This is a genomic window from Ampullimonas aquatilis (assembly GCF_049675895.1).
Lineage (GTDB): Bacteria > Pseudomonadota > Gammaproteobacteria > Burkholderiales > Burkholderiaceae_D > Ampullimonas > Ampullimonas aquatilis.
In genome coordinates this window covers 112527-126906 of record NZ_CP183834.1, presented here as the reverse complement: position 1 = coordinate 126906, position 14380 = coordinate 112527, and the positions used below count along the sequence as shown (strand labels likewise).

Sequence of the window (14380 nt, the reverse complement as noted above, 5' to 3'; positions counted from 1 at the left end):
ATTACATGCTGTAGCGCAGCCCTAAAGAGAATGTGTAACGCGGTGCCAACTGATAGCCATTCACATTCTGATAAACCGGCAACTGAATAAAACCAAAGGCCTTGAGATCCTTGGTCACACTGACGGTGACACCAGGACTCAGATAAACCAGTGTGCCACCACTATTGTCTCGATCGGCGTTATCGCCACTGTCTCGTTTACCGGTCTTGGCATTGACCTGAATTTGTGGCACCACGGTGTCATTCAACAGATAACGAAAACCACCATTCAGATTCAACGATGTACCAGGTTTATAGGACTCGCGCTCATTGATGGCAAATTGCAGCATACCCTGGGCAAAGTAATCCCAACTTTGATTTAACACCCCAAAGTGATAAAGCCCCAGCAGCAGATCCGTAGTTCCAGTACCAGTCTGCAGACCCCGATCCAATGGATTACCGGCCTCTGGACCGGTTTTGAAAGTATCGTGAATACTGCCGGTGGCCAACTTCAGGCCAAACTGGATGCCTACATTCTTTTCATCGACGAAACCTTGGTAGCGGCCAACCACACGAATATCACCCAGCCCTGTGGTTTTTGAAGTGGACACGTCAGTCTCATTTTCTGTGATGGTGGAATGTGGCCGATGAATATAGGGAATTTGAATATTGATTCCCCAATCTTGATTAGGGTTGTAGTCAAAGCCCAATGTCAAATACTGATTGCGTGTACCCTCCTCAATTTCCCGATCTGCCGGATAAGTAATGGCGCCACGATCCACCTTGCCCGTTCCAGTGCGTAATTGATTTTGATTCAAATAGTCATAACGCAAGTCAAATCGCATGCCAGGCTTGACTGTGTAGCCCTGGCTATCCCAGTCCGAACTGAGCGTACAGCCACAACTGGAACAGGCATTGGCGATGCCGCTCACACTGCTCAACAGAGCTACAGCAAAGGCCATATAAGAAAGTCTTGTTTGGTTCATTATTACTCCGAAGAATTTAATTGATATCGTTATTTTGTAAATTTATACGAATGTTTCAACAATAAAAAACTTGCATCAGCCTCACCCTTCTTGCATTAGCAAGTCGATGACAAGGTCAACTTTTATGTTTCTAATCCGCAAGTAGATCCTCGACGAACAAGGAAATCACCTCTGGCGCAGATTTAACCTGGCAACACAGAAGCACTCAGAGACGATCAGGAATGGGTTGGAGGAGCTCGGGGATTGGCGACAGCCCAGGCAAACAGCGGGCTGTGCGAACGATAGAAGAGGAAAGGATAATCAGCATTGTTGGCGGGCACCATCAAAGCATTTGCCGCAACATCAACTGGCAAGCCAAAACTACCAGCATGCGTTAAACAATAAGGGCAATGCTCACCTGTCTTGGCCTGTGAATTATCAGATTGTCCAGTCTTGGAAGCAGCTTGACTCTTGCCAGCTTTACTACCACCAAGTTGATCCAGCTTGATCAACTTGCGGCCTTCGGTTGAACAGACTTCAATGACCAAAGGTGGCATGCCCGCCCACAAAGTCAGTGCATGTGCCACAGTCGGGACGAGCGCGTTGAGCAGGATAGCCAAGGTGGCAATCCAAGCGATCAATGCACGTTGTCGACGTGGGAACATGAAATTTTCGGTAAACAGGAATAGGCCAAACAGGCAGAATTATATACACGCTTTGCAAAAGTTCGACGATTCATATCAATTTAGTGAAATTAAATTCTAGTGAGCCTTATTTTCAAAATTGATCATGTACGCCCTGGATATCTGTGGATACATCGCCTCGGTGTGAGATGGTGCCGAATCAGTTATCCTTGTCACCATATTGATTTCGCTGCACTCTGCTCCCCCATGCTGCCATTCATCTTTCGCCGTGTTTTACAAAGCTTCGCCGTGCTGCTGGTCATGTCACTGCTGGTCTTTGTGGGCGTATTTGCGATTGGTAATCCATTGGAGGTTTTCATCGGTGTGCAGGCTGATCAAGCCGAGATTGTACGTACCGCTACCGCACTCGGGCTCGATAAATCACTCTGGCAACAATATCTGCTGTTTGTGCAACACGCCTGCTCTGGCGATCTGGGCAACTCATTTGCCTATGCCACACCTGCGTTGGGCCTCATACTGGAACGACTACCGGCCACCTTGGAGTTGGCCATCACGGCCATGCTGATTGCCCTCTTGATTGGCTTGCCCTTAGGATTACTCGCCGGTCTAAAACCACAATCCTGGTTAAGCAAAGCCATCATGACCGGTTCCATTCTAGGATTTTCATTACCCACCTTCTGGGTTGGATTGATGCTGATTTTATTGTTCAGTGTTTATCTGGGTTGGTTACCCGCTGGCGGACGCGGTGAGACACGTATGGTATTAGGTGTCCCGCTGAGTTTTTTGACCGTCGATGGTTTACGGCATTTATTATTGCCCGCACTCAATCTGGCTTTATTTAATTTGGCCCTGATGATTCGTCTGACGCGAGCTGGTACGCAAGAGGCCTTGCAACAAGACTATGTGCGATTTGCGCGCGCCAAGGGTTTGAGTGAAGCCCGTGTGATTGGCGTACATGTACTCAAAAACATCCTGATCCCCATCATCACCGTCATGGCCTTGCAGTTTGGCTCGGTACTGGCGTTTGCGATTGTCACGGAATCCATCTTTGCGTGGCCAGGCATGGGCAAGCTGATCATTGACTCCATCAATGTGCTCGACCGTCCGGTAATTGTGGCTTACCTGCTCTTGATTGTGCTGATCTTCATCACCATCAATCTGCTGGTCGATCTGATCTATGGCTTGCTTGATCCACGGGTTCGGCTTGGCGAAACGCGCAACACATGACTATGTCACTCACGCCCACGCCCCCCCAGGTTGAATCAAACCTGATCGACTCACCCATCAAGCGGCATTGGCAAGCCTATCGACAAAGCTGGCTGGCCGTGACTGCCTTGCTGGTGTTATGTCTCATCTTGCTCGTGGCGTTGTTGGCTCCGTTCATCGCACCACAGAATCCTTATGATCTGGCACAGGTTGAAGTCATGGATGCGCGCCTGGCGCCCGGCGAAAAGGCCATGAATGGCCACCCCTATTTACTTGGTACCGACGAGCAGGGGCGCGACATGCTATCCGCCATGCTCTATGGCTTGCGCATCAGTGTTGCAGTAGGTTTGATCAGCACTTTCGTGGCATTGGGCATTGGTTTGCTGTTGGGTTTATGGGCTGGCTATCAAGGCGGTTGGGTAGATACCTTGATCATGCGGCTGGCCGATCTGCAACTGGCCTTTCCACCGATTTTGCTTGCCTTGATGTTGCTGGCATTTTTGCACCAGGGCGTGCTCAACACCATCATCGCCTTAATCACCGTGCAATGGGCCACCTATGCCCGTACCGCGCGCAGCAGTGTGCTGGTTGAAAAACAAAAGGAATACATCGAAGCCGCGCAATGTCTGGCTTTACCAACACGACGCATCTTGCTGCATCACCTTCTACCCAATTGCCTACCGCCCTTGATGGTGGTGGCAACTGTGCAGATTGCCTCGGCGATCACCCTGGAAGCCACGCTCTCTTTTTTAGGATTGGGCGTGCCCATTACCGAGCCCAGTCTGGGCTTGTTGATTGCCAATGGCTTTCAGTATCTTCTATCGGGCAAATACTGGATCAGCCTGTTTCCCGGCATGGCATTGCTTGTCACGATCCTGGCCATCAATCTGGTTGCAGACCAGTTGCGTGATGTGCTCAATCCGCGGCTGGAAGGACGTTGAGCCGAACCATGAATACCGCACCCCAGCACAACACGACATTACTTGAAGTGCATCATCTGCGCACCGAGTTTACCCATCGCGATCACACCGTGGCACCGGTACAGGATATCTCGTTGACCTTGCAGCGTGGCCAGATCATGGGATTGGTCGGAGAGTCGGGTTCGGGTAAGTCAATGACCGCGTATTCACTAATGGGCCTGCTTGATCCTCCGGGTCAGGTAGTCGGCGGGACTGCCTGGTTTAGCGAAGCCGATGGCACACGGGTGGATCTGCTCAAGCTACCGGCACCGGCTTTGCGGCAACTGCGCGGTAACCGGATTGCCATGATTTTTCAAGATCCAATGCTGACCTTAAACCCGGTCTTGCGCATTGATACACAGATGATTGAAACCTTGCAGGCGCATCAAGCCATCAGCAAGACCGATGCACGCAACAAGGCACGCGCCGCATTAGTCAAGGTGGGAATAGCGGCGCCCGATGAGCGCCTGAACGCTTATCCGCATGAATTGTCTGGCGGTATGCGCCAGCGTATTGCCATTGCAATCGCACTCCTGAATGAGCCGAACCTGATCATTGCCGATGAACCCACCACGGCGCTGGATGTCAGTATTGCGGCGCAGATTTTATTTGAAATTCAAACATTGTGTCAGCAGCTTGGCACCGCCTTGCTTTGGATCACTCATGATCTATCCGTAGTAGCGCAACTGGCTGACACCGTCGCAGTGATGTATGCAGGCAAGATCGTTGAAAGTGGTACTACCGCCCAAGTGCTGCACCATCCCCAGCACCCTTACACCGCAGGCTTGTTGCAATCCATCCCATTCATTCACCAACGCGCTCACCTGCAATCCATCCCGGGTCAGCCACCGAAGCTGGATGATCTGCCACCCGGCTGTGCCTTTGCACCACGCTGCAGCTACGCGCAAGCTGACTGTGCCACACCACCAGCCTTGCAAAGCGATGTGCATGGACAGGCAGTCCGCTGTCTGCATCCGTTGATTGGTGCGCAACCATGAAGCCACCGTTGATTGCCTTGGCGACTGCCTCTAAAACCTTTACTCAACCCGGTATTGGTTGGGTTAAATTGCCCTGGCAATCTGCCATATCAAACCAGGGAATGCGCGCCGTTGATCAGGTATCACTCGCCATTGCTCAAAGTGAAGTGCTTGGTCTGGTTGGTGAATCGGGCTGTGGCAAATCAACCCTGGGGCGCATGCTGGTCGGCTTGCAATCTTTGTCCCAGGGACAACGACTGTATGAAGGCATGGATATGGCCAACATGAATGCAAGACAGTTACAGCAGGCCCAACTCGCCATGCAAATGATTTTTCAAGACCCTGCCGCCGCGCTGAATCCGCGCCTGCCCGTACGCGAGCTGATTGGCGAAGCACCCCGCGTGCATGGCCTGATTGCACGACAGGATCAAACCAACTATGTTGCCGACTTGCTGGGTAAAGTGGGGCTGGATGCGAGCATGATGCGGCGTTATGTGCACCAGTTTTCTGGTGGCCAGAAAGCCCGCATTGGCATTGCCCGTGCCTTGGCCGTACAACCTCGTTTACTGGTGTGTGATGAATCGGTCGCTGCACTGGATGTTTCGGTGCAGGCGCAAATTCTGAATCTGTTTGCCGACTTGCGTGACTCACTCGGACTGACTTATCTGTTTATCAGTCATAACCTGGCGGTAGTGCGGCACCTGTGTGATCGGGTAGCGGTGATGTATCTGGGACGGATTGTCGAGCAGGCTACCGTTGAACAACTGTTTAGCGCGCCACGCCATCCTTACACCCAGGGCTTGCTGGCCGCCGCACCCACGCTGACGCTGGGCAAACGCCAGTTTGTGGCCATCAAAGGGGAGATTGCCTCGCCGCTCCAGCCGCCGTCTGGCTGTCATTTTCATCCACGTTGCCCTTTAGCCAGCCAAGTGCCAAACCAGCGCTGCCAGAAAGAAGCACCCCGCTTGCAAACCCTGGCAGATGGCAGCCAGGTAGCCTGCCATCTGATACACCCATAGCACCAAACCAGCGCTGCCTGGCCACCAAGTCAGGATGAACTGTTACCCCAAGTGTGCAACGCTTTGTGCAATTCTGGCAAGATGGTCGCAAGTCGGTGTAGGATGGTGGTTTATTGATTCTGAAAAGTGTTATGTCTGCCGCAACAGTCGCCACTTCTGCTGTCCCAGCTTCACCCAATCCCGTCATCCTTGAACTGGTCGAACAACTGGTCGGCTTTCCCACGGTATCCAGCCAGTCCAACTTGGGGTTGATTGAGTGGGTACGCGATTACCTTGCCATTCATGGGGTAGCCAGCCAGTTTACCTACGATGCCAGCGGCAAAAAAGCCAATCTGTTTGCCACTTTAGGCGGTGGCGATAAACCCGGCCTGATTCTTTCAGGCCATACCGATGTGGTGCCGGTGGAAGGCCAACACTGGCATACCGAGCCTTTCCAGGCGAGCCTGCTTGATCACAAACTGTTTGGTCGTGGCACCGCCGATATGAAAGGTTTTATCGGCTGCGCCTTGGCCATGGTGCCCGAGATTCTGGATGCCAACCTGCCGGCGCCAGTGCACCTCGCCTTGTCTTACGATGAAGAAGTCGGTTGCCTGGGTGTACGTGGTCTGATTGCCGATTTGCAGGATCGGCAACTCAAGGTGGCAGGCTGTATTGTGGGCGAACCCACCAGCATGCAACCAGTGATTGCGCATAAAGGCACCAACCGGTTTCGCTGTTGTGTGCGTGGCCGCGAGGCACATTCTTCCTACACCACACTGGGCGTGAATGCGATTGAATATGCGGCCCGACTGATTGTGTTCATCAGCGATATGGCAACTCGACTGGCGCGCGAAGATAACCAGCACACCGGCTTTACCCTGCCCTACACCACCCTGCAAACCGGGCTGATTCGCGGTGGCATTGCCGCCAATATCGTGCCGCGCGACTGTGAATTCATGTTTGATATGCGCACCGTACCGAGCAACGACCCGCAAAGTCTGCTTGACGAAATCCGCGCCTACGCGGACACCTTGCTGCCCGTCATGCGCGCCATTGAACCCGATGCAGCCATCGAGCTGGAATGGCTGGCCAATGCGCCGGGATTATCAATGGAAGAAGACGCGGCGTTGACGCAACTGGTCAAGCAGCTGACACAAACCCGCCATAGCAATAAAGTGTCCTATGGTACGGAGGCAGGTTTGTTTCAGCAAGCGGGCATTCCCACCATTGTGTGCGGCCCTGGCAGCATTGAGCAGGCGCATCGGCCCAATGAATTTGTCGAGCTGTCGCAACTGGCCGCCTGCGAACATTTTTTACACAGCCTGATGCAGCGCGGCACCATCAGCTCTGCCGGACTTTAATATACTGACCCAGTGTATTAAAAATGATATCTTATTTAATGCACTCAAGAACCCTTGTTTTAATTAACACTCCATTAGAGTATCGGTTTTTTTGGCCGTTTTGCCGTCACGGATGATGCGAATTTTTAACCTGCGGCTGCCTCAATTCTTGCGTCAATCGGGCCAACGCAGCAGACTTTTACTGTTGAGCCTTGGCGCGCTGGGCCTGAGTCTGGGCACACTGAGTGGCTGTTCCACCATTGGCTATTACGCCCAATCCATCCACGGCCATTTTTCGATGTTGTCCGCTGCCAAGCCGGTGGATGAATGGATTGGCGACACCAGCACCGACCCCAAACTGGCCAGGCGCTTGCAACTCTCGCAACAGATTCGCAACTATGCCGTCAGCGAACTGGCGCTGCCCGATAACGCCAGCTATCGGCGTTATGCCGATCTGCAACGACCGTTTGTAGTGTGGAATGTATTTGCCGCGCCGGCGCTGTCATTGCAACTCAAGACCTGGTGTTTTCCAGTGGCGGGTTGTGTGAGTTATCGCGGCTACTTTGATAAGGCCGACGCCGAAGCCGCTGCACAACAACTTCATGCCGAAGGCTATGATGTTCAGGTCGCAGGCATTCCGGCCTACTCAACCTTGGGCTATTTTGATGACCCGCTGCTCAACACTTTTATCAGCTATCCGGCTGGGGAGTTGGCGCGCATGATTTTTCACGAGCTGGCGCATCAGGTGGTGTATGTACAAAACGATTCCACCTTTAATGAATCCTTTGCCACCGCCGTCGAAGAAGCGGGGGTGGAACGCTGGTTGGCCGAACCGGAGAACGCTCAGTTTGCCGCCAGTTATCGCGAGTTTGATGGCCGTCGCCAACAGTTCAAAGCCTTGCTGATGCACTATCGACAACAGCTTGATACGCTCTATCAAAGTGATTTGGATAATGCCAGCAAGCTGCAGCAAAAAATGCAATTATTTGCCCAACTGCAAACCGATTACGCGCAACTCAAGAGCAGTTGGGGCGGCTTTGCGGGTTATGACCGTTTTTTTGCCAGCGGCGTCAGCAATGCCCATTTGGGTGCGATCGCCACCTATACCGAACTGGTGCCCCTGTTTAAAAACATGCTCAACGAGGCCACGATCAATTCCGGCACCAATCAGCAAACCCTGCCCGACCACGCGGCCTACACACGTTTTTTTGCGGCAGTGCGCGAGCTGGCCAAGCAACCTCGTGACAAGACCTTATCTGCAGCAGCAACCCTATCAAAGCAGCAATAAGAATCCAGCATACTCTCAGCTGGCTTTGCTCTCAGACAAGCCTGAAAAAAAGTTTAAATTCTGAATATTGACTTGGTAACCTGCCCAAGGCGTTGAAGTCAAAACGCGATGTTACTGCATTTCGCTCAAATTGAAGGCATCTTCCACCATTGGAATAGCGGCCAGCACCAGTAAAGTCAATGACAAAGGCAGCGTGGAAATATAGCCCACATATTTAAACCCCAAAGCGCCAATCACACCACCGCCAAAAAAGGCCAGCACCAGCTCCAGCTGCAAACGCAGCTTGTCCCGATTGGCAAATACCGCAAAGTCTTGCGATGATTTATCGCTGTTGTTCCAATAGAGCATTTTGCCCAGCTCAATACCAATGTCGGTGACCAGGCCAGTCACATGGGTGGTGCGAATTTCAGCGCGGGAGATTTTAGTGATGATGGCATTTTGCAAGCCCATGATGAAGCACAGCAAACCCACCGTGACCGGCACAAAAAAGCCGATGGAAAAATGCAGATTGGCTCCCATCAAGCCAAATAGCAGGAGTAGTCCCGCCTCGACCAGCAAGGGCAAAGCATACTGACTGCGCTTTTGATGCAAACGCGCCCAGTTGATCAAAATGGCAGAGGTGGCTGCACCAGCCAAAAACAGCAGCAAAGCCATGAAGGCACCACCGGCATAGATAAACTCACCCAGTACCAGATCATCGGCCAGCGTCGAAACCACACCCGTCATGTGTGAGGTATAGCGTCCTACCGCCAAAAACCCACCCGCATTGACCGCCCCTGCAATAAAGCATAACGACACCCCCAGGTGACGATTGGCACGCAAGGTTCGTTCAGGCGCGGTCAGGCTGCGCAGATAGGCAATGGGCATGACGAGATGATGATGAAACTTGGCCTAGGGAAAGTCCTGAGTAAAGATGCACTTTTAAAATTTAAGCATGCATCCCAGATACCGTTAATGGGATAGAAACATTTTCCTGCAGACTGCGCCACTTTGCATTCGAAAACTTTACATAACAAGCGGGTTTATGGCGAAATGATGGTCTGCCGAAATAGCCCCCCGTGTTTACCCGATTCCCTTTATGGAGATGCTTGTCATAATGGTGCATTGCTCTTATATGAGGCCGATCACAAGGCCAACTCAAGAAGGAGACATCATGGATCCGCTCTGGCTTAACCACTACCCTGCCGACGTACCGCGCCATATTGATACGTCTGGCTATAGCTCTCTGACCGACCTGATCGACAAAAGCTGTATCAAATACAAAGAACGCGTTGCCTATATCAGCATGGGCGTGTCCATGACTTATGGCGAACTGGATGAATACTCATGCCAACTGGCCGCCTGGATGCAGTCACAAGGCATCGCGCGCGGCGCGCGTGTGGCCATCATGATGCCCAATATTTTGCAATATCCCATCACCATGTATGCGGCTTTGCGCGCTGGCTATATTGTGGTCAATGTCAATCCGCTCTATACCCCTCGCGAACTGGAACATCAGCTCAAGGATAGCGGCGCGCAAGCAATCGTGATTCTGGAAAATTTTGCCCATACGCTGGAGCAGGTCATCAGCCGCACTGCCATCAAACGGGTAGTGCTGACCAGCCTTGGCGACATGCTGGGTTTGAAGGGACATCTGGTCAATTTTGTGGTGCAGTACATCAAAAAACTGGTGCCGCACTACGTCTTGCCAGGCGCAACCCGCTTTAGCGATGCACTACGACAAGGTGCCAGCCTGCCATTTTCACGCCCGCAAATCGGTTATGACGATCTGGCCTTTTTGCAATATACCGGCGGCACGACAGGCATTGCCAAAGGTGCCATGCTCTCGCACAAAAATGTGCTGGCCAACACATTGCAGGCACAGGCCTGGAACCAACCTGCCATTGATCAGCCCTTCAAGGTATCGCCCTATACAACGGTCAGTGCATTGCCGCTGTATCACATCTACGCGCTCACCGTTTGTGGTTTGATGGCGCTTGCCAATGGTGCCACCAATCTCCTGATTGCCAATCCCCGTGACATTCCGGCTTTCATCAAGGAACTATCACGCAATACGATTCATTGCCTGCCTGCAGTCAACACGCTCTATAACGCCCTGCTCAACTCGCCCGACTTTGACAAGGTGGACTGGTCGCATCTGCGCATTGCCAATGCAGGCGGCATGAGCGTGCATCATGCCGTTGCCGAGCGCTGGCTGGCCAAGACCGGCACACCCATTATTGAGGGCTATGGCCTGACCGAAGCCTCGCCCACCGTCACCTGTAACCCAGTCACAGCCAAGGAATACAACGGCATGATCGGCCTGCCTTTGCCAGATACCGAGTTGTCGATTCGTGACGACGCTGGCCGCGAGCTACCGATTGGCGAAACCGGTGAGCTATGCGTACGTGGCCCTCAAATAATGGTCGGTTACTGGAATCGCCCCGACGAAACCGCCCAGGTGATGACCGCCGATGGCTTTTTGAAAACCGGTGATATTGCGGTGATGGACAGTCGCGGCTATACACGGCTGGTCGACCGCAAAAAAGACCTGATCCTGGTTTCGGGTTTCAAAGTCTTCCCCAATGAACTGGAAGATCTGATGACGCAACACCCCGAAGTGCTGGAAGTGGCCGCCATTGGCATACCTGATGAACATTCCGGTGAAGTCGTCAAGCTGTTCATCGTAAAACGCCATAGCGAGACCAACGAAGACAGCTTGCGTGAAGACATTTTTGCCTTTTGCAAAGAGCAGTTGACCGGCTATAAACGCCCCCGTCAGATTGAATTTCGGCGTGAATTGCCGAAAACGGCAGTAGGCAAAATTTTGCGCCGTGAGCTGCGCGATGCCGAGATGGCCAAATCACAACAGGGTAAGTCTGCCGTGAATGCCTAAAAGACGGCATAATTCGGGTTTTGACTATAGCCAGCAAATTTATGAGCACTCCTGAACTACCCGTGATTGAATTGAAGGCCAGCGACCTGCCAGCCCATTGCCCTAATCCTGCCATGCAGACTTGGAACCAACATCCACGCGTGTTTCTGGATGTGACCAAAGGCACGGTGGCCTGCCCTTATTGCGGCACCCGTTACAAGCTCAAGGACGGTGAAGTTCTGCATGGTCATCACTAAACCTTAGCATCCATGGTTTGTCTCGGATTACTTGCCAATCTGTGATAGATCGACCTGCATTTTGTTTTTCCAGAAAATATACTGATTACCAGTAAAAAAATTGACCTATATTTAACGCACTTAAGCTGGTTATTTTTGAGCATACCCCCTTAAATTAACCTGATTTAGTCGTTAAATGGGGTAACTGACTCATCACATTGCATTGATTGAAATGACCCATGGCCAGTTATCGTACCGGCAAGTCCTGGTCACCCCATCTGGCGGGTGATTTTCTGCAAAAGGCCGAAGGCCTGGCTGGGCTGATGCCTGCTGCGCGGCGAGCGATGACCATGGAAGCACGCTTGCAAAAGATTTTGCCACCCGGTCTGGCCGAACAGGTCATGATCAGCGTCAAAAATCCGCAACAGCCAGTCTTGTTTGTTCCCTCATCGGCAGTGGCCACCAAGGTGCGACAATTATTGCCAAGCCTCAATGCGCGGCTTGCCCAACAAGGAATAGTTTGCGAGAAACTGACTGTCAAAGTCAGTCGTAATCAGCACGTGGTGGCAGCACCCGTCAAACAGGCGGTGTTAAGTCAGCGCGGACTGGATGAATTGCAGCAACTGCATGCCTCCTTGCCGGAAGGCGCGCTTAAAGCATCAATTGCGGTGATGATTGCGCGGCACAGCCAGTAATATCACAGGACATTTCCGGCAATGCCATCTACTGTGCTCTGAAAATCAGGTCTTCGGGCGTCAGACTGATCCAACAGTTCCTGCAACACTTCGGTGTATTGCTCCATCTGCCTAGCCACAGTGAAGTAACCGACCTTATGTTGAATCGGTGCCAAAAACTGCGTCGTCTTTTCTGGATCATCAATAAACTGCATTAACTGCTCGGTCAGCTCACCTTCATTTTCAGGCTCAAATAACATTCCTGTTTGGCCTTCATCAATCATTTCAGGAATACCACCCCGCTTGGCTGCAATTACCGGAATACCATAGCTATAAGCTTCCATCACCACATTACCAAGCGGCTCACGCCACACAGAAGGCACGACCAATAAATCGATCTGCGGATAAAACTCTTGTTGCTGACATTGACCAAGATAGCTCACCTCGGCAAGTGGATAAGTTGCTTTCAGATGCTCAACATAGTCTTCTGCTCCGCGCCCACCAATCACCGCACGCCACTTGCCTTTAGGTAAGTGCTGCAATGAGCGCAACAGATATTCAATCCCTTTTTCAGGTTTAACCGCACCAATAAAACCGATGGACAATATATCGGGCTGCTTTGCCTTGGGCATCAGCTGTTCTGCCAATGCCTGAGGTGACAAAGAATTGAGAATCACGCGTTTGATTCGCGCATTTTTGAACATGCCGGACTTTAAATGCAGATCCAATACCGCCTGGCTCACACCGACCACCGCATCAACCTGCTGACTGCGCTCTGTTTTGCCCGTCGTGAGCAAAATACATGAACGACAACGCTGGGTGGGATCAATTTCATTTAATGAAGCTGGACCACCGCATGACTTGTTTTTGTGAAACAGCGCCGTACGAGAACAGAGCAGACCATAATCATGCAAAAAATGCACAATTGGCACACCGGCTTGTTTGGCTGCGTCCCAAATCGCCGGACTAAACCCCGTCAGATTATGGGTCTGCACAACATCAGGCTTAAATTCCTTAATTTGTTCATCCAGATATCGACCATGCCTGGCATTTTTAATATCACGCATATGCCAGAAGATTTTTGAGAGAAAGGAATGTGGCTTACCGTCAAAAGGCCAGTAACTGTTGTGATTAGAAACAAAATTGACTTCTACACGACCATCACGATCTTTTCGAACTTCGTTATCTGGTACGGTGGCAATAACCCGGACTGTATGTCCTAACTCCACCAAACCCTGGGCAAGCTTACGCACCGTATTCTCGGCACCACCGACTGAATACGGCGGGTACAGACAGGATACGATCAATATGCGTTTATTGCTCAGTACTGTGGGCCCCACTCAAGCTCCTTGCGAACTGACGAGTCACTACCTCACCAGATTTGTCTCTGTCTAAAAATCAACAGATTGTAAACATCTGCTGCAAAATCACTAAAGAACTTTTCCCTACTTTTCGTTAACGAGCTGTTAATGAATGTCGATTTAGGCTTTTCACTGAACGGTATTTACGATCCACATAGCGAGGACGCTTCATGCATGCCGCTCGAGGACTAAATCCGGTAATCCAGACCGTCTGACATCCCAGTGCCTTTGCAGCACGCAAATTTTCCAGAGAGTCTTCAACCAATACGCATTGCGATGGGTGCAAATGCAGACGGGCGAACAATTGACGCAACATGCTGGTCGAGGGTTTAGGGCGCAGCTTGCCATGCACCCACATCTGTTCGATTGCAATCTGCTCGGAAAAGTGCCGATGAATTCGCAAATGACGCACAATTTCATTGGCATAATGACTCGGCGCATTGGTCAACAAAATCTTGCGTCCTGGCAAACGCGCCAAACGCCTGGACAAACCTCGCTCCATCGCCATCAGGGCGGACACATCATCAAAATCATGCGTTTTTTGTAGAAAATCAGCAGGGTCGACCTGATGATGCTGCATCAAACCCAGCAATGTCGCTCCATAACGCTGCCAATAGACTTGTCGCAGACGATTCGCTGTCAGTTCATCGAGTCCGAGGCGTTCTTGCATATATACCGTCATGCTGCGATTGATCAATGGAAAAATCGCATAAGAGGTGTTATGCAAGGTATTATCAAGATCAAACAACCAAACTGGCATAAACCCTCTTTACAAATTGGCGATAGATCTGGGGGTATCTGAAACAGTGCCTTATTTTATATACTGAGACCAAGCAATTCTATCAATACTACCCCGCAGCATGATCAAATATGGATCCCATGCGCCATCGGGTATAACGC

The 14380-nt window shown here is 51.4% G+C and carries 14 protein-coding genes; 9 read left to right on the top strand and 5 right to left on the bottom strand.

Features of this window, described 5'->3' with window-relative positions; genetic code table 11:
* Position 1: 1 nt before the first annotated feature.
* Positions 2–964, bottom strand: a complete 963-nt coding sequence (locus tag ACMYR3_RS00600) for a TonB-dependent receptor (protein WP_424193522.1) — start codon at positions 962–964, stop codon at positions 2–4.
* 215 nt (positions 965–1179) lie between these two features.
* Positions 1180–1608, bottom strand: coding sequence for a DUF2946 domain-containing protein (locus ACMYR3_RS00595; RefSeq protein ID WP_424193521.1), 429 nt, complete (start codon positions 1606–1608; stop codon positions 1180–1182).
* A 225-nt stretch (positions 1609–1833) separates the two neighbouring features.
* On the opposite strand from ACMYR3_RS00595, the gene ACMYR3_RS00590 reads away from it, so the two are divergent.
* The 6 genes from ACMYR3_RS00590 to ACMYR3_RS00565 all read left to right on the top strand — a co-directional run bounded on the left by ACMYR3_RS00590 (position 1834) and on the right by ACMYR3_RS00565 (position 8355).
* Positions 1834–2814 carry an ABC transporter permease gene (locus ACMYR3_RS00590; RefSeq protein ID WP_424193519.1) on the top strand — a complete coding sequence of 327 codons (981 nt, stop codon included), beginning with the start codon at positions 1834–1836 and terminating at the stop codon, positions 2812–2814.
* Complete coding sequence (locus ACMYR3_RS00585; RefSeq protein WP_424193517.1) at positions 2811–3734, top strand: ABC transporter permease; 924 nt, start codon at positions 2811–2813, stop codon at positions 3732–3734. The genes ACMYR3_RS00590 and ACMYR3_RS00585 overlap by 4 nt, the downstream gene beginning before the upstream one ends.
* An 8-nt stretch (positions 3735–3742) precedes the next feature.
* Entirely contained in the window at positions 3743–4750 is a 1008-nt protein-coding gene (locus ACMYR3_RS00580) for an ABC transporter ATP-binding protein (RefSeq protein ID WP_424193515.1), read from the top strand.
* Entirely contained in the window at positions 4747–5748 is a 1002-nt protein-coding gene (locus ACMYR3_RS00575; protein ID WP_424193513.1) for an ABC transporter ATP-binding protein, read from the top strand. The genes ACMYR3_RS00580 and ACMYR3_RS00575 overlap by 4 nt, the downstream gene beginning before the upstream one ends.
* A 131-nt stretch (positions 5749–5879) precedes the next feature.
* Positions 5880–7088 carry an acetylornithine deacetylase gene (gene argE, locus ACMYR3_RS00570; protein ID WP_424193511.1) on the top strand — a complete coding sequence of 403 codons (1209 nt, stop codon included), beginning with the start codon at positions 5880–5882 and terminating at the stop codon, positions 7086–7088.
* A gap of 112 nt (positions 7089–7200) precedes the next feature.
* Positions 7201–8355: an aminopeptidase gene (locus ACMYR3_RS00565; RefSeq protein WP_424193510.1), complete on the top strand. Its 1155-nt coding sequence runs from the start codon at positions 7201–7203 to the stop codon at positions 8353–8355.
* A 111-nt stretch (positions 8356–8466) separates the two neighbouring features.
* Here ACMYR3_RS00565 and ACMYR3_RS00560 read toward each other — a convergent pair whose 3' ends face one another.
* Entirely contained in the window at positions 8467–9222 is a 756-nt protein-coding gene (locus tag ACMYR3_RS00560; RefSeq protein WP_424193508.1) for a YoaK family protein, read from the bottom strand.
* A gap of 286 nt (positions 9223–9508) precedes the next feature.
* On the opposite strand from ACMYR3_RS00560, the gene ACMYR3_RS00555 reads away from it, so the two are divergent.
* The 3 genes from ACMYR3_RS00555 to ACMYR3_RS00545 all read left to right on the top strand — a co-directional run bounded on the left by ACMYR3_RS00555 (position 9509) and on the right by ACMYR3_RS00545 (position 12140).
* Complete coding sequence (locus ACMYR3_RS00555) at positions 9509–11230, top strand: long-chain-fatty-acid--CoA ligase (protein WP_424193506.1); 1722 nt, start codon at positions 9509–9511, stop codon at positions 11228–11230.
* 41 nt (positions 11231–11271) lie between these two features.
* Positions 11272–11466 (top strand): zinc-finger domain-containing protein, encoded by a 195-nt coding sequence (locus ACMYR3_RS00550; RefSeq protein WP_424193504.1) that lies wholly within the window; start codon positions 11272–11274, stop codon positions 11464–11466.
* Between the two features lie 218 nt (positions 11467–11684).
* Positions 11685–12140, top strand: coding sequence for a hypothetical protein (locus ACMYR3_RS00545; RefSeq protein ID WP_424193503.1), 456 nt, complete (start codon positions 11685–11687; stop codon positions 12138–12140).
* Between the two features lie 2 nt (positions 12141–12142).
* On the opposite strand, the gene ACMYR3_RS00540 is transcribed toward ACMYR3_RS00545, so the two are convergent.
* Together ACMYR3_RS00540 and ACMYR3_RS00535 are read right to left on the bottom strand one after the other, a co-directional pair.
* Positions 12143–13459: a glycosyltransferase family 4 protein gene (locus ACMYR3_RS00540; protein ID WP_424193501.1), complete on the bottom strand. Its 1317-nt coding sequence runs from the start codon at positions 13457–13459 to the stop codon at positions 12143–12145.
* Positions 13460–13574: 115 nt separating this feature from the next.
* Positions 13575–14240, bottom strand: coding sequence for a pyrimidine 5'-nucleotidase (locus ACMYR3_RS00535; RefSeq protein ID WP_424193499.1), 666 nt, complete (start codon positions 14238–14240; stop codon positions 13575–13577).
* Positions 14241–14380: the final 140 nt, after the last annotated feature.

Excerpts from the sequence above, each read along its gene's own strand:
- ACMYR3_RS00565 (WP_424193510.1), top strand. The coding sequence starts at position 7,201 with ATGATGCGAATTTTTAACCTGCGGCTGCCTCAATTCTTGCGTCAATCG.
- ACMYR3_RS00600 (WP_424193522.1), bottom strand. The coding sequence starts at position 964 with ATGAACCAAACAAGACTTTCTTATATGGCCTTTGCTGTAGCTCTGTTG.
- ACMYR3_RS00575 (WP_424193513.1), top strand. The coding sequence starts at position 4,747 with ATGAAGCCACCGTTGATTGCCTTGGCGACTGCCTCTAAAACCTTTACT.
- ACMYR3_RS00535 (WP_424193499.1), bottom strand. The coding sequence starts at position 14,240 with ATGCCAGTTTGGTTGTTTGATCTTGATAATACCTTGCATAACACCTCT.
- ACMYR3_RS00555 (WP_424193506.1), top strand. The coding sequence starts at position 9,509 with ATGGATCCGCTCTGGCTTAACCACTACCCTGCCGACGTACCGCGCCAT.
- ACMYR3_RS00585 (WP_424193517.1), top strand. The coding sequence starts at position 2,811 with ATGACTATGTCACTCACGCCCACGCCCCCCCAGGTTGAATCAAACCTG.
- ACMYR3_RS00550 (WP_424193504.1), top strand. The coding sequence starts at position 11,272 with ATGAGCACTCCTGAACTACCCGTGATTGAATTGAAGGCCAGCGACCTG.
- ACMYR3_RS00580 (WP_424193515.1), top strand. The coding sequence starts at position 3,743 with ATGAATACCGCACCCCAGCACAACACGACATTACTTGAAGTGCATCAT.
- ACMYR3_RS00560 (WP_424193508.1), bottom strand. The coding sequence starts at position 9,222 with ATGCCCATTGCCTATCTGCGCAGCCTGACCGCGCCTGAACGAACCTTG.
- ACMYR3_RS00545 (WP_424193503.1), top strand. The coding sequence starts at position 11,685 with ATGGCCAGTTATCGTACCGGCAAGTCCTGGTCACCCCATCTGGCGGGT.
- argE (WP_424193511.1), top strand. The coding sequence starts at position 5,880 with ATGTCTGCCGCAACAGTCGCCACTTCTGCTGTCCCAGCTTCACCCAAT.
- ACMYR3_RS00595 (WP_424193521.1), bottom strand. The coding sequence starts at position 1,608 with ATGTTCCCACGTCGACAACGTGCATTGATCGCTTGGATTGCCACCTTG.
- ACMYR3_RS00590 (WP_424193519.1), top strand. The coding sequence starts at position 1,834 with ATGCTGCCATTCATCTTTCGCCGTGTTTTACAAAGCTTCGCCGTGCTG.